A 14462-nucleotide genomic window follows, 5' to 3' on the forward strand; every position below is an offset into this window, starting at 1 on the left:
TTTTAGGCTCCCAGAGTCTGAATAAGCATGCGTATGCCGGTTATCATTAATACAACGGCAAAGGCGCGTTTTAGTTGTTTTTGATCCAGCTTGCTACCAATTTTTACGCCAATAGGCGCAAATAAAATAGTCAGCGGAATAATAAGAAAAAAGGCCGGGAGGTTAACCAACCCCCACGTACCTAGGGGAGCATCGGTTGGCGTTGTGCCAATACTTAATAAGGTAATAACGCCAGGTAGCGCAATCAATAAACCAAAAACGGCCGCAGTACCTACTGCAACATGGGCACGTACATTAAATGCGTTTAGCATAGGTACGCCAATAGTGCCGCCGCCTATGCCAATCATTACCGACAAACCACCTACAATACTTGCCATAACGCCTTGACCAAATTTACCTGGTAGTTGTTTTACAAGCGCGGGTGCGCCGGCTCTAAATAGCATGTTTAAACTGACTAAAATAGCAATACAGGCAAACATAAGTACCAGTGCATTACCGCGTATTGAGTGCGCTAAGTAGCTGCCTACAACGGCCATAACTAAAATAAATGGTGCCCAGTATTTTATTAGCGCAAGGTCAATATTCCCTTTGCTATGATGCGAGCGAATAGATGAAAGCGAAGTAGGTACTATGGTTGCAAGTGATGTAGCGGTGGCTATCATCATTGCCGACTCTGGGCTTACGCCAAAACCTTGCAGTAAAAAATACAGCACAGGGACGATAACAATACCGCCGCCTACACCAAAAAGTCCTGCTAAAATACCGGCAAAAATACCGGTTGCTATTAAGGCTACTATAATTGGCCATTGATTTATTATTTCTGACATTGTGTTCCTGCTGTAGTTACTGTTGCACGTCCATCTGAACGAGGATCTGTTGCAGCTTCAAGGCTTGTAGGTGTATCTAAAATCGCCCCAGCGTGCCCCATCATTTCGTTATTATTATCAACGCTTACCCAATCGTGGTCACGTTGATTTAATTCATGTTCTATATGAAAAACTAACCCTTTTTCAATTTTTAAATTTGTACTCGTATCGCCCCATGTGCGTCCAAGTAACCAACGAGGGTCGCTAATTGCTTGTTTAATAGATTTATTTCGCCATGCGTAGCCTGCAAAAACAGCGGCTTGAGTTTGTGGCTGCCCTTCACCGCCCATTGTTCCGTAAGCAAGTCGACGGCCATCGCTAAACTTTGCCAGTGCTGGGTTAAGTGTATGAGCGGGCTTTTTATTTGGAGCAAGAGCGTTGGTATCTTGATTGTTTAAACTAAAGCTTAAACCACGGTTATTCCACACAAAGCCGCCTTCACTCATTAATATTCCGCTGCCAAATTCCCAGTAAATACTTTGAATAAAGCTGACTAATTGCCCGTTTTTATCTCTGGCTGCCATCCACACAGTATCGCCAGGCTCTGCGTTAAATGGCCATTTTTTGGCTTTACTCATATCAATATTGTTAGCAAGTTCGCTTAAGCGATCATCGGTTAGTGCGTTTTTATAATCATCCCCCAACACATCAGGGTCAGCCCAAAGGGTAGGGCGATGGGTAAAGCTTTGCTTAGTTGCCTCAACAATTAAGTGCGTCCAGTCGGCATCGGTTTTAGCTAAATGCTTTAACTTATTTACGGCACCAATTATTTGTAGTGAATGCACGCCCTGTGTTGGCGCGGGTAAGTTGTAGCAATCAATACCACTGAGGTTTGCATTTAGCGCAGTAACTACCTCGGCTTTAGTATTTGCAATGTCACCTGCGGTAATTGAGCTGCCTGCTTTTGCTAAGTCGGCGGCAAATGAGTTGGCAAGTGCGCCTTCATAAAATGCGTTTAAACCATGTTTTGCTAGGTATTCAAACGTTGCTGCAAGTTTAGGGTTTTTAAAATGTTGACCTGCTTGTAAGGGCTTGCCATTGGGTATGTAGAGGTTTTTAAACGCGTCATTGGTATTGTTAGCAGTGGCTAGCTTTTCGCAGCCTGCTTGCAAGCTTTTTGTAACGGTAAAGCCCTCGCGCGCAAGCTCAATAGCGGGTGCTAAAATTTGTGACAGTGGTAGTGCTGCGTGCTCATCTAGTTCAAGCGCCTTTTGCCAGCCGCGTATTGTGCCCGCTTGAGTAAGTGCGCTTAATCCGCCGCGCTCTGGTATTTGCGTGAGCAAGTTATATGCCGTTGTATTAGTTGCTGCGCGGCCGCAGGCGTCAATAGCTGTGGGCGTTTTTTGGTTTGGGTTATCGATAAGCCAAAAGCTGTCGCCACCAATTGAGTTCATATGTGGGTATACAACGCTAATAGCAGCGGCAGCCGCTACCATAGCCTCGGTAGCTGTACCGCCTTGTTTTAGTATATTTATACCCGCCTCAGTGGCCGAAAAATGAGACGCGGTAAATGCAATGTTGTGTGTGGTCATGCCGGTGTGTCCTGTTTAAAGTGTGCAGCTAGGTGCTTAACGCAAGCAAGTAGGCTTTTATCGTTACCGTGGCTCATCATTAATGAAAAACCATACGGATGATCATTTGCTAAATCAGCCAGCGGTAAATGCACTTGCGCTGAGCCACTAAGCCCTGCAATTGCCGAAAGCGTAATAATTTGCATGCGTAAGGCGCTTGTGTCGGCGCCTAATTTAGGTGCGGTTGTGGGGGTGGTTGGCAAAAATAAACAGCTGTTTGTATTTAGGTTTTTAGCTATTAGTGTTTGCCATTGGGTTTGTACTTTTAGTGCTTCTTGTTCTTCTTGATCAGTTAGGGCAAGCGCCATATTAAAACGTGCCGCAATTGCTGGAGCAAACTGGGGAAGTTGCCCCGGCAATTGAAGCCAATCTTTATGCGTTTTTGCGATTGCTCGCCCTTGCAGTACTCTAAAACTATCCGCAAGTTCATTTAATAAGTTGCTGTTAGGTAGTTCAAATTCTTTATGGTGCTTAAAATTAGGCTTGGTTTTTTCAAGCAATTGTTTAAGTGGGGCTTGTAAAGCAGGGTCAACGAGTTCAAATAGTGCTTCGCAAATAACCAGCGTATTTACTTTATTAATAGCTTGTTGTGGTAATAATATATCGCCAACGCTGCTTAATAGCTCGGCGCTTTGGGTAAGCCAACCTATGGTATCTAAAGGGGGAGCCAACGGTATTAGGCCGTCTTTTTCAATCACGTTATGGCTTGGCCTTATGCCATATAAACCACAATAGCTGGCGGGTATTCTAATTGAGCCGCCGGTGTCGGTGCCTAAGCCAATATCAGCTAAGTTTGCAGCAACTGCAGCAGCAGACCCCATACTCGAACCACCGCAAGCATGCCCTTTTAATTTAGGATTTTGCGCAGCGCCATAATGTATATTACTACCCTCTAAGCTATAAGCCAGTTCGTCAGTATGGGTAAAGCCTATAAAGTTACAACCAGCGGTCATGAGCTTATTAACCGAGCTTGCCGTATTTTGAGCCGGTTTAGCTGTTTTAAACCAGTTTGGGTTGCCTGCGCTGTTACGCTCGCCCTTTACTGCAAATACATCTTTTACAGCTAAGCGATTGTTTGCAAGCACTCCAGAGTGGTTTGTTTGCCACAGGGTAGGACCGTGATTGCAAAATATACCTTTGTTGTTTTTTTTATCACTCATTTGCAGCTCATTATTATAAAACTGACCAAGTACTTACTTATTAAGTTAAGAGTGATTAAAAAGCGGGCTGGTTATTATTATGAATACCAATTTTATTAAAAACATGATCATTTTATCGGATTAAATAGCGCACTCACTGCGTCATTTTCTTCTCGTTATAATAGATCACTAATTTAATGCAATTGCTAAAGCTGTGCTTTTTAATCGGTAGTTTTGATTTTATAGTGCTTAGACTAAGCAAGAGGAATGCCATAAATTAAAATCCTGTCCAACTGGTCAGGATTTAGTGGGTTGTATGAGATTTGTAAGTGTGGGCTGTAGAAATAGTGAGATTAAAATGAGCTAAAACAAACCAATTTGGTGCGCAGATGCACCAAGTTGGTCTTTATTTATATGGTTTTGAGTGCTAAATAAGGGGCGTTTTACTGATGATTAAACCATTAATATCGGCGTAAACCCAATCGTTAGGTTCAATAGTGGTGCTAAGCATGGTAACAGCTTGGTTTTTATCACCAAAGCCGCGCTTTAAGGTACTACGCGGTGTAGAGCCTAGCGCCATTACAGGTAAGTTCATTGTGGCGAGTATTTCAATATCTCGGCAACAGCCATTTATTATTACGCCTTCCCAGCCATTACTTAAGGCACGCTCAGCCATAATATCGCCTATAAATGCAAAGCGTTTGCTCGCAAAACCGTTTATAACCAATACTTTACCTTCACCATTTTCATGCAATATATCGGCAGCAAAAGAGTTGTCTTCTGGGCAGGTAACGGTAACTACTTTGCCATAAAACGTGGTTTTTTTACCAAAGTGATAAAGGCCGCTGTCTGCTACTTGCACGTTATCGCGATGATCGTCAAACAAATCGGGTGTAGTAAACGATGTCATGGGTTAAGTCTCACTTTGCTCAGGTATTTTAAGATCAATACCTTTTAAAATTATGTGGGCAATTGATTGCGTAATTTGTGCCACATCGGTTTCGTCGTACTCTAATTTGTTCATTACGAGTAAAACCTCAGCCTGAAAGTCGGCGTAATATTGCGTGGTAGACCAAATAGTAAAGAGCAAATGATAGGGGTCAACCTTATCCATTTTATCTGCATCCATCCATGCTTGAAGTACATCAACCTTTTGTTTAACCCAAGGGCGGGTATTGGTTCTAAAGTAGTTTTGTAAATAAGGGGCACCACGCAGTATTTCACTGGCAAATAAGCGAGATTGCATTGGCTGATTTACGGCGAGTATTACTTTGCTTTTAATATAGTTATAAAGCACGGTAGCTGGATCGTCGTTAATTGTGACGTTATCGAGCCCTAAGTTCCAATTAGCTATTATGCGGTCGATCACAGACTCGTACAGACCATCTTTACTTTTAAAGTAATACAAAATATTAGCTTTTGGCACCTGCGCTTCTTTAGCAACCATGCTCATACTTGCTCCGTCGTAACCTAATTGCGAAAACAATTGCTCGGCGGCATCTAAAATTAGTTTTTGGTTTTTCTCGCGTGTAATTTCTTTTTTATTTGGCTTTATTTGTGTGGTCATTATAGAGTTTGCGTGTTTAACGTATTGATTGATTGTAGCTTTACTGACCAAAAGGTCAATTACTAAAAAGTGTGAATGTTAAAAACAGGCGAGAGGTTTAAGCTATTAACTTTAGGGTCTGTTGAACTTTGCGGATTAAAATTTGTTCAAACTAGGGGCTATTTAATCGCGGCGCGAGATTTGTAACCTAGTGGGCTAAGTAAAAACCGAGCAAAGCTTCCGCGTCCTGCTCACGCCCCTTACCTACATCCATGTAGGCAACAAAGAGTAAGTAGCCCCTAGGAAGAACCCTTTGGGCAGCGCCTGTTTGGCATTAATGCTACGTTATCGCCCATTAATGGGGAATAACCACACTATATAGGTTCTGCCTTGCCTAAATACCAAACAGAGTGCTGCAAATTTAACCTTGAAAGAACAACAGACCCTTATTGTTTAATTAAATAATTACTGTTAGTTTAGTTTCAAATTTACGAGTAGTACTTTTGGATTGGCAAATGGATTTTATAAGCAAAAATAAATATACACTATATGGAGTCGCTGCAATATTACTGTGGAGTTGCTTAGTTGCATTACTACGGGATATTTCTGAGTTGTTTAGCCCCATTGGTGGTGCGGCGGCTATGTATTCTGTCAGTGCGATATTTTTAATTTTGGTTATGGGAGTGCCCAAGTTTAGTGGGTTTTCAAAACGTTACTTGGTAATAGGTACTTTATTATTTGTAGCGTACGAAATTTGTTTGGCACTTTCTATTGGTATGGCAAATAGTCGTCATCAGGCAATGGAAATGGCGGTTATTAATTATTTATGGCCCACGCTGACTATACTGCTCTCTATTATTATTGGCCGTAAAAAAGTAAGTTTCTGGGTTTACCCAAGCATGGTCATTGCTTTTTTAGGCGTTGCTTGGTGTATTACGGGCGATCAAAAAATGTCACTCGATACGCTTGTGACTAACTTTGCTGATAATCCTGCTACTTACTTAATGGCATTAGCTGCAGCGTTTATATGGGCTATTTATTGCGTAGTAACGCAAAAGCTGAGTAATGGTAAAAATGCCATTACGTTATTTTTTACTGTTACGGCAATGAGTTTGTGGGCGCAATATAGTTTTAGTAATGAAGCGCCATTAACGTTTTCGCTCAGCTCAAGCATAACGTTGCTATTAGCTGGTGTAGTCGTGGGGAGCGGTTATGCACTGTGGAATCAAGCTATTATTGCCGGTAACTTAATGCTTTTGGGAACGCTTTCGTACTTTACACCGGTGTTTTCTACTATTATTTCGGCGTTGTATTTATCTATTATGCTGAGTGCTTCGTTTTGGCAGGGGGTTGTGCTGGTAACAGTGGGCTCGCTAATTTGTTACTTTGTAACGCGAGAAAAGCCTAAACAACCCCAAATAGCGTCTGCAACATAAGACTAATTTTATTAAAAATAAGCCCTATTATTTTAGGGCTTTTTGTTGCGTGCAGATTATTTTGCATTATTTACCTGCGCTAGTAACTCTATAACTTTTTGTTGACCAAATGTTTGTGCAAATTGCTCTGCTGTTTGACCGGCTTTGTTTTGATGCGCGTTGTCGCAATCAAGTGATACGAGTGTTTTAGCGATACTAAATTCACCTCTAAAAATAGCGGCCATTAGCGCTGTGTTGCCACGGTTATCTTCTAGACAGGCATTAGCGCCTAAGTGTAAAAGTGTATTAACCGTGTTTTTATTACCATGGTAAGTAGCAATCATTAACGCGGTGTAGCCTTTATTGTTGTAGCTGTCGATAGGAATACCGGCATCTACAAATTGCTCTATTACAGCTGTGTCGTTTGTGCGTGCTGCGGCAAAGTAATAAGCAAATAAACTATCGTATTGAGTTTTTGCAGAATGTTGGGTTTCAGATTGCGTACTGGGTGTTTGTGTATCTGATGTATTTTGAGCGTAAACGCTACTGGTAAAGCTCAGTAGTAGAGCGACTACAATTAATAAATTACGCATAACAATTGTCTCTTATAAAAGAGGAAGGGGTTTATTCCTTCCTCATGGTTGTGGTTTAAATAGCTATTTAGTTGGGACTAATTGCTTTTAACTAGTTGCTTATAAGTTAGCGGCTAGTTGTTTAACCATTTTAAGGTCGCCGTTTACAGCTTTAGTTAAGCGTGTACCGTACTCGCTATCAGCTTTGTAAAAGTGACTAAGCATTTTGTGTTTAACACTGCTGTTTTGCACTTTGCCTAAATCGCCTGCTAGGTTATTAATTAGGTTTGTACGTTCTTGCTTGCTAAAACCACGGTATATAACACCTGCTTGCGCGAAGTTTTGCTGCTTTTTAATCGCGGCTTGTTGTACAAAGCCTTTTAGCTCTGTGTTACTTCTACGTGCAATTGGGTTTTCAGCTACGTTTTCTTGGCTTGGCTGATAGTTCACATTGCTTGTTGTGTTACCAATATTCATTGCGCCGTCTTGGTTGTAGTTAACCACTTCAACTTTTGCACGGTTAATTGGCAATTGCTGGTGGTTAGCACCTAGGCGGTACATTTGTGTATCAGCGTAAGAAAACATACGACCTTGTAATAGTCTGTCTTCTGATGGCTCAATACCTGGAATAATGTTTGCCGGTGCCATTGCTACTTGTTCCGTAGATTGGAAGAAGTTAGTTGGCATACGGTTTAAGGTCATTGTTCCTACTTTAGTTTCTTTAATGTCTAACCACATTTTTGTTGCATCTAACGGGTTGTAATCAAAGTCATCAAGCTGCGACGGATCAAGCGTTTTAATGTACAGATCCCATTTAGGGAAATTGCCTTTGCCAATTTCGCTGTAAAGGTCGCGTGTTAAGTGTTGGAAGTCTTGGCTTTGCACTTTAGCTACTTCTTTTGCGTCAAGGTTATCAATACCTTGTTGGCTTACCCAATGAAACTTAACGTATTTAACATCGCCCGATTTGTTAATCATTTTGTATGCATGTACACCCCAACCGTCCATTTTACGAAGACTTGCTGGTGTACCGTAGTCGCTGTAAACCCACGTTAGCATTTGTGTAGAACCTGGTTCATGCGAGAAAAAGTCAAATACACGGTTAGGATCTTGAATGTTATCAACCGGAGATGGTTTTAAAGAGTGAACCATATCTGGAAATTTAATCGCATCGCGAATAAAGAACACCGGTAAGTTGTTACCTACTAAATCCCAGTTACCTTGGTCTGTGTAAAACTTAGTTGCAAAGCCACGTGGGTCACGCAGTGTTTCTGGGCTGCCTTTTGAGTGAATTACTGATGAAAAACGAACAAATACGTCTGTTTCTTTACCAGCTTGTGTAAACGGTGCTGCAATTGTTAAATCATCTAGCTCTTTTGATGCTACAAACACACCGTGTGCGCCAGTCCCACGAGCATGCACAACACGCTCAGGAATACGCTCACGTGCAAAGCGTTGCAGTTTTTGAATTAGTTGCACGTCTTCTAGTAATACACTGCCACGTTCGCCAGCGGTAATTGAATTTTGGTTGTCGCCAACAGCTGCGCCGTTATCTTTAGTAAGAGTTGTTGCTGCGCTTGCCGGTAATGCCATTGCAAGTGCCAGTGCAGTTAGTGTTAATTTTGTTTTGTTTATTTGAGTATTCATTGTCGACCTCATCTATTTAAAAGTGCCGGCAGTGGTGCAGGCTGTTAATCTGTTAACGATAGTATTAACTTTATTAACTTCGGTAAAACTGATTAATTAGATTGATGTGATTTGTAAAACAGATGAAATGAATTTGCAGATACACTTTTTACATTAATGTAATTTTTTTACTACGACCTTAGTCGCAATATGCTTTTATAAAATTTATTAAATACAAAGGTTTTTAGTTTTATCTGGCGGTATTTTCACCAAGCTGGTGCGTTTTATACTTACAGTGTGTTGACATATTCGCGCAATAAAGGGAATATGCTCAGGCAATGAGCTTATGCTCACCACTGAGTTGCACTAAAAAGTTGCACAATATTAATCGCGCTTAACTCGTTATATTTAAATTAGCTAAACCAAACAGTGTTAATAAGGTAACAAGATGAATACTAATATTGAGCTAGTGATATTTGATTGTGATGGCGTTGTTATTGATAGCGAAATTTTAAGCGCACAAGTACTCATTAATATGCTTGTTGAAAAAGGCGTTGAGATTGACCGCGCTTATGTACAGCAACACTTTTTAGGCTGCAACTTTAAAACAGTAAGCCAAAAAATAGCGGATGCATTTAATGTCACTCTTCCTGAAAGCTTTGAAGGTGACTACCGCGAGGCACTATTAAACGAATTTGAAACCGGACTAACCACGACTGACGGTATAAAAGACGTACTTAACAATTTAGCTGTGCCTATTTGTATTGCTACTAGCAGCAGCCCAGCACGCACCGCAAAAGCGTTGAGCGTAGTGAGTTTAAGTAAGTACTTTAGCGATACGGTTTTTACCAGCAGCGAAGTTAAGCGTGGTAAACCGGCGCCTGATTTATTTTTACATGCAGCTAAGCAAATGGGTGTAAAGCCAGAGCATTGCTTAGTAATTGAAGACAGTAAAGCCGGCGTAAATGCAGGGATTGACGCCACTATGCAAGTACTGCATTACAGCGGTGGGCAACATATGCAAGGCTCTGTTAATCATGTACACAGTGCTTACCCAAATGTTGATCATTTAACGCATTGGCAAGATTTTTTTAGTGAATACCCTGCACTTAAAAAGCAGTAAACACGCAGCTTTTTAAATAAACAAAGTTTTTAACGTGATTTGCTCGCCTTACACACTGACAGGCAAGCAAACGCAAAATATAAATGTAGATGGTTTTGCTTTACTAAAAATAAAACAAAACGTGGCAAAACATCATGCGTTTATAAGCCAAATTATAAAAGGCAAAGTATTTAGGTTCTATACCAATCTGCTTGAATATGGGGTTTATTTAACGATAAGAAAATTGCACTGTAACTAGGCAAAAATTTTTATATCTAGTTGTTCTAAATATAAAATTTTTAACGACGTTATGGGGTAATTTAACTCGTTAAATTATTCAAATAGTTATGCAGATTGGTATCAAATGCTTTGCTGTTAACAATAGGAAATACCATGGCAACGAGTCCACACACACAAACATTTAAAGATGTAAACGAAGAGCAACTTCCTGTTGCTAATAATAAGCTTCACGGCTGGAAGCATTTTGCAGGGCTATACGCCGGCGAACATGTTGCGGCTACTGAATTTGTTATTGGTGCAACGTTTGTTGCATTAGGCGCTTCAACCATCGACATTCTACTGGGTTTATTAATAGGTAACCTGTTAGCAATGTGTTCTTGGTGGCTGATTACTGCACCCATTGCAGTAGAAACCCGCTTAAGTTTATATAACTACTTAAACAAAATTGCTGGTAACTCAATGACCAAGCTCTATAACTGGGCTAACGTGGTTATTTTTAGTGTTATATCGGCCGCGATGATCACGGTATCCTCCACCGCCGTGCGGTTTTTGTTTGATATACCTGCGCAACTTGATTGGTATCCAAATAGCTTTTGGTTTGTAGCCATTGTTTTAGCTGTTGGCTCTATTGTTGTATTTGTTGCGATGTATGGCTTTTCTACGGTTGCTGACTTTTCAAAGCTGTGTGCGCCGTGGCTATTTGTTATATTTATTGCAGGTTCGTTCGCGTTATTCCCTGAGCTTTCAAATCATGTATTAGGTTCTACCTCTTTAACTAGCTTTAGCGACTTTATGACCATAGGCGACTCCTCCATATGGACGGGCACCAATGCCGATGGTGAAAAGGGCATTGGCCTATTAGAAGTGATTGGCTTTGCATGGGCTGCTAACTCAATAACTCACTTTGGTTTAATCGACATGGCTATTTTTAGATTTGCTAAACGCAAAAGCTATGGTTTGTTTTCTGGTGTGGGCATGTTTTTTGGTCATTACTTAGCGTGGATCTCTGCTGGTATTATGGGCGCAGGTGTTGCGGTATTACTTAAAACAACTATTTCATCACTTGATCCGGGCGATGTTGCATACCATGCATTAGGTTGGACTGGCTTTGTTATTGTAATTATTGCCGGTTGGACTACAGCTAACGCAAACCTTTACCGTGCAGGCCTTGCAGCGCAATCTATATTTGTTAATCAATCACGTGAACGCACCACCGCTATTGTAGGTGTTGTAACCGTAATTATTGCATGTTTCCCGTTTGTATTTTCTCAAATGCTTCCGCTACTTACTTACGCAGGCTTATTAGTTGTACCAGTAGGCGGCATTGTGTTTGCTGAGCATGTGTTATTTCCTAAAATTGGCCTAACACGTTACTGGGCTAAATATAAAAATATTACCCGCAGCGTACCGGCTATAGCATCTTGGGCGTTAGCACTTGTGTTTGGTTTTGGCTTAAACGCAATTGATGTAATGTCGTTTTACTACTTATTTATTCCTACATGGATTTTCACCATTGTTGTTTACACGCTTTTAGCTAAAAAATACGGCGCTGGTGACGATTACACACAAGAAATTGCAGCAGAAAAGCAAGAGCAACGTGATATTAAAGAATATCAAGCAGCTGAGGCTAAAGACATTCCAAAGCCAGTAATTGACAGCTCTGTATTTACCAAAGTACTTAACGCGGTTTCTACTGTTTCGTTGGTTATTATTTTTATATTTGCCAGCCAAGTGATGTTTTTCAGTGAAACTATGAGTATGTACAGCGCTAATAAATCGCAATTCGAAATAGCCTGTTTTATTTGTACTGTTATTTATTTTGTTACTGCGTACTGGTCGTTAAAGCGCCATAAAGTACTCAATACAGCATCGTAATACAGTATCGTAATTTATATTTTATCTTTGTTTAGTAAGGTCACACCATGACACAATACCAACACACTGACGCTCTAGTTACAGGGCTAAACCAACAGAGCTTGGCTCAATTACCAAGCCATGTTGATACACCAACCTACGACCGTAGCGCAGTTAAAGCCGGTATTGTACATATTGGTGTGGGCGGTTTTCATCGTGCTCACCAAGCAGTGTATGTTAACGAGCTTTTAAAAACTCCGGGCTCTGAGCAATGGGGTATATGTGGTGTTGGCCTTTTAGAGGGTAACCGTGGTCTGCGTGATATTTTAAAGCAGCAAGATTACCTTTACACGCTTACTGTTAGACACCCAGACGGTACAATAGATAACAAAGTAATTGGCTCAATGATCGACTTTTTGTTTGCTCCAGAGGACAAACAAGCGGTAATTAATAAGCTAGCGCACAGCGATACTAAAATTGTGTCGCTTACTATTACTGAAGGCGGTTACAACTTTAACCCTGCAACGGGCGAGTTTGACACCAGTAATCCAGATATTATTAACGATATTAATAACCCAAACTACCCAATTACAGCGTTTGGTTACATTACTGCTGCGTTAAAACTTCGTAAAGAGCAAGGCCTAGGCGCGTTTACAGTTCAGTCGTGCGATAACATTCAGCACAACGGTAACGTAACACGCAAAATGCTTTTAGCCTTTGCTACAGAGCAAGACAAAGACCTAAGTAAGTGGATTGAGCAAAACGTATCGTTTCCAAATGCGATGGTTGACCGTATTACACCGGTATCTAAAAAGAGTGATATTGATTACGTGGTTGATGCATATGGTGTTAGTGACGAGTGGCCAATTACCTGTGAGTCGTTTACACAATGGGTAATAGAGGACACATTTAGTGACTCTCGTCCAAATTGGGATGTTGTTGGTGCACAGTTTGTTACTGATGTAACGCCTTATGAGACCATGAAAATACGTTTACTTAATGCAGGGCATTCTGTACTTGGTTTATTAGGTTCAATCCATGGCTACGGCACTATTGACGAAACGGTATCGGATGAATTATTTGCCACATACCTACGTGCTTTTATGGATAAAGAAGTAACCCCAAATCTTGAGCCACTTGAAGGCATTGACCTTGAAAGTTACAAAGATACGTTAATAGATCGTTTTGCTAATCCTAATATTAAAGACAGCCTAGCGCGTATCTGTAGTGAAAGCTCAGCTAAATTGCCTAAGTTTTTAATTGCCACAATTAACGAAAACCTAGTACAAGGTCGAGATGTATCACTGGCAACGCTTGTTATTGCTACTTGGTGTTTATACAGCGATAAAGGTTTAAGTGAAAACGGCGACCAACTTGAAATTCAAGATGCTATGCACAAAGAGCTTAATTCTTACGCGCAAGAGACTCAAACTAGCCCGATTGCATTTTTAAAGTTAACGAGCTTGTTTGGTAAACTTGAGCATAACGAAACGTTTACTGCTGAGTATAAAAAGTCGGTTGCTGCGCTGTATGCACCTAATAGTAAAATTAAAGCCATTATGCAGGCTGTACTTGATCAAAAGAGTAACTAATTATGAGCATTTTAATTAATCATAAATCAGGCGAAAACGTAAGTGTTAGCTGCTTTGGCGAAGTGCTGTGGGATTGTTTTGATTCAGGTAAACGCTTAGGTGGCGCGCCACTTAATATGTGTGTGCGTATTAACTCACTAGGCATTAAAGCCGACATGATCAGCGCTGTTGGTAACGACGAGTTAGGCGCTGAGTTACTAGGCGAAATTACTAGCAAAGGCGTAAGCTGCGAATACATTGCTATTAATAGTGACAAAAAAACTAGCACGGTTGAGGTAACGCTCGCCAGTGGTGGCTCTGCAAGTTATGAAATAGTGGCAGATACTGCGTGGGATAATATAGCGCTTACCGATGAGTTACTTAGTAAAGTTAAAACTAGCGATGTATTTGTATTTGGCAGCCTAATTGGGCGAAGCGAAGCGTCTTTAGCAACATTAAATCAACTCGTTGATGTAGCAAACTTTAAAGTATTTGACGTAAATCTACGTGCACCGCATTACAAGCTAGAAACACTTGTAGATTTAATGAATAAAGCAGACTTTATTAAGTTAAACGATGAAGAGCTATACGAAATTGCAAAAGCGATGGGTTGTAAGTTTCATTCGCTTGAACAAAATTTAGCGTTTATAGCACAGCAAACAAATACCGATTACTTATGTGTAACCAAAGGTAGCCACGGTGCTTTATTAACAATCAAGGGCGAGAATTTTTATAATTCAGGTTATTTAATTAGTGTAATTGACACTGTTGGCGCAGGCGATTCGTTTTTAGGTTCGTTAATTTATCAGCTTTGTAGCAACGACGACGCGCAATATGCCGTTGACTTTGCATGTGCCGTTGGAGCAATGGTCGCCGAAAGTTCTGGTGCAACACCTACTTTAACGCATCAACAAATTAGTGAGTTTATGAACCCACTTTAAAAAAACATTGTGTGTGAAA

General features: G+C 40.7%; 12 protein-coding genes. 5 read left to right on the forward strand and 7 right to left on the reverse strand.

The genetic code is table 11. The annotated features are described in order from the left end of the window. Nucleotides 1-2: 2 nt before the first annotated feature. The 5 genes from AC5NT5_RS18245 to AC5NT5_RS18265 form a co-directional block, all read right to left on the reverse strand. Nucleotides 3-827: a sulfite exporter TauE/SafE family protein gene (locus tag AC5NT5_RS18245; protein WP_007378545.1), complete on the reverse strand. Its 825-nt coding sequence runs from the start codon at nucleotides 825-827 to the stop codon at nucleotides 3-5. Further along, entirely contained in the window at nucleotides 815-2398 is a 1584-nt protein-coding gene (locus AC5NT5_RS18250; RefSeq protein WP_494513719.1) for a gamma-glutamyltransferase family protein, read from the reverse strand. The genes AC5NT5_RS18245 and AC5NT5_RS18250 overlap by 13 nt, the downstream gene beginning before the upstream one ends. Further along, entirely contained in the window at nucleotides 2395-3597 is a 1203-nt protein-coding gene (locus AC5NT5_RS18255; RefSeq protein WP_494513720.1) for an amidase family protein, read from the reverse strand. Before AC5NT5_RS18255 ends, AC5NT5_RS18250 begins: the two co-directional genes overlap by 4 nt. A gap of 406 nt (nucleotides 3598-4003) precedes the next feature. Continuing rightward, nucleotides 4004-4486 (reverse strand): putative 4-hydroxy-4-methyl-2-oxoglutarate aldolase, encoded by a 483-nt coding sequence (locus AC5NT5_RS18260; protein WP_165740670.1) that lies wholly within the window; start codon nucleotides 4484-4486, stop codon nucleotides 4004-4006. A gap of 3 nt (nucleotides 4487-4489) precedes the next feature. After that, nucleotides 4490-5143 carry a TetR/AcrR family transcriptional regulator gene (locus AC5NT5_RS18265; RefSeq protein ID WP_494513721.1) on the reverse strand — a complete coding sequence of 218 codons (654 nt, stop codon included), beginning with the start codon at nucleotides 5141-5143 and terminating at the stop codon, nucleotides 4490-4492. Nucleotides 5144-5637: 494 nt separating this feature from the next. Between AC5NT5_RS18265 and yddG the strand changes: the two genes are divergently transcribed. Further along, nucleotides 5638-6558 (forward strand): aromatic amino acid DMT transporter YddG, encoded by a 921-nt coding sequence (gene yddG / locus AC5NT5_RS18270; protein ID WP_494513722.1) that lies wholly within the window; start codon nucleotides 5638-5640, stop codon nucleotides 6556-6558. Nucleotides 6559-6614: 56 nt separating this feature from the next. Here the strand turns inward: yddG and AC5NT5_RS18275 are convergent, their stop codons facing one another. Both AC5NT5_RS18275 and AC5NT5_RS18280 read right to left on the reverse strand, forming a co-directional pair. Then, nucleotides 6615-7130 carry an ankyrin repeat domain-containing protein gene (locus AC5NT5_RS18275; protein ID WP_182671983.1) on the reverse strand — a complete coding sequence of 172 codons (516 nt, stop codon included), beginning with the start codon at nucleotides 7128-7130 and terminating at the stop codon, nucleotides 6615-6617. A 99-nt stretch (nucleotides 7131-7229) separates the two neighbouring features. Then, the gene (locus tag AC5NT5_RS18280) at nucleotides 7230-8756 is read right to left on the reverse strand and encodes a catalase (protein WP_004334680.1); all 1527 of its coding nucleotides are present in this window, start codon (nucleotides 8754-8756) and stop codon (nucleotides 7230-7232) included. A gap of 427 nt (nucleotides 8757-9183) precedes the next feature. On the opposite strand from AC5NT5_RS18280, the gene AC5NT5_RS18285 reads away from it, so the two are divergent. From AC5NT5_RS18285 to AC5NT5_RS18300, 4 genes are all read left to right on the forward strand, one after another. Beyond that, nucleotides 9184-9858, forward strand: a complete 675-nt coding sequence (locus tag AC5NT5_RS18285) for an HAD family hydrolase (RefSeq protein ID WP_188161011.1) — start codon at nucleotides 9184-9186, stop codon at nucleotides 9856-9858. A 372-nt stretch (nucleotides 9859-10230) separates the two neighbouring features. After that, nucleotides 10231-11952: a purine-cytosine permease family protein gene (locus tag AC5NT5_RS18290; protein ID WP_004334683.1), complete on the forward strand. Its 1722-nt coding sequence runs from the start codon at nucleotides 10231-10233 to the stop codon at nucleotides 11950-11952. 47 nt (nucleotides 11953-11999) lie between these two features. After that, on the forward strand, nucleotides 12000-13523 hold the full coding sequence (locus tag AC5NT5_RS18295; RefSeq protein WP_494513723.1) for a mannitol dehydrogenase family protein: 1524 nt from the start codon (nucleotides 12000-12002) through the stop codon (nucleotides 13521-13523). Nucleotides 13524-13525: 2 nt separating this feature from the next. Then, nucleotides 13526-14443: a carbohydrate kinase family protein gene (locus AC5NT5_RS18300; RefSeq protein WP_188161013.1), complete on the forward strand. Its 918-nt coding sequence runs from the start codon at nucleotides 13526-13528 to the stop codon at nucleotides 14441-14443. Nucleotides 14444-14462: the final 19 nt, after the last annotated feature.

This window comes from Pseudoalteromonas sp. J2K-J599 (assembly GCF_059295115.2).

What these genes read in the sequence shown, in the direction of transcription:
- AC5NT5_RS18245 (WP_007378545.1), bottom strand. Translation starts at nt 827, where the DNA reads ATGTCAGAAATAATAAATCAATGGCCAATTATAGTAGCCTTAATAGCA.
- AC5NT5_RS18250 (WP_494513719.1), bottom strand. Translation starts at nt 2,398, where the DNA reads ATGACCACACACAACATTGCATTTACCGCGTCTCATTTTTCGGCCACT.
- AC5NT5_RS18255 (WP_494513720.1), bottom strand. Translation starts at nt 3,597, where the DNA reads ATGAGTGATAAAAAAAACAACAAAGGTATATTTTGCAATCACGGTCCT.
- AC5NT5_RS18260 (WP_165740670.1), bottom strand. Translation starts at nt 4,486, where the DNA reads ATGACATCGTTTACTACACCCGATTTGTTTGACGATCATCGCGATAAC.
- AC5NT5_RS18265 (WP_494513721.1), bottom strand. Translation starts at nt 5,143, where the DNA reads ATGACCACACAAATAAAGCCAAATAAAAAAGAAATTACACGCGAGAAA.
- yddG (WP_494513722.1), top strand. Translation starts at nt 5,638, where the DNA reads ATGGATTTTATAAGCAAAAATAAATATACACTATATGGAGTCGCTGCA.
- AC5NT5_RS18275 (WP_182671983.1), bottom strand. Translation starts at nt 7,130, where the DNA reads ATGCGTAATTTATTAATTGTAGTCGCTCTACTACTGAGCTTTACCAGT.
- AC5NT5_RS18280 (WP_004334680.1), bottom strand. Translation starts at nt 8,756, where the DNA reads ATGAATACTCAAATAAACAAAACAAAATTAACACTAACTGCACTGGCA.
- AC5NT5_RS18285 (WP_188161011.1), top strand. Translation starts at nt 9,184, where the DNA reads ATGAATACTAATATTGAGCTAGTGATATTTGATTGTGATGGCGTTGTT.
- AC5NT5_RS18290 (WP_004334683.1), top strand. Translation starts at nt 10,231, where the DNA reads ATGGCAACGAGTCCACACACACAAACATTTAAAGATGTAAACGAAGAG.
- AC5NT5_RS18295 (WP_494513723.1), top strand. Translation starts at nt 12,000, where the DNA reads ATGACACAATACCAACACACTGACGCTCTAGTTACAGGGCTAAACCAA.
- AC5NT5_RS18300 (WP_188161013.1), top strand. Translation starts at nt 13,526, where the DNA reads ATGAGCATTTTAATTAATCATAAATCAGGCGAAAACGTAAGTGTTAGC.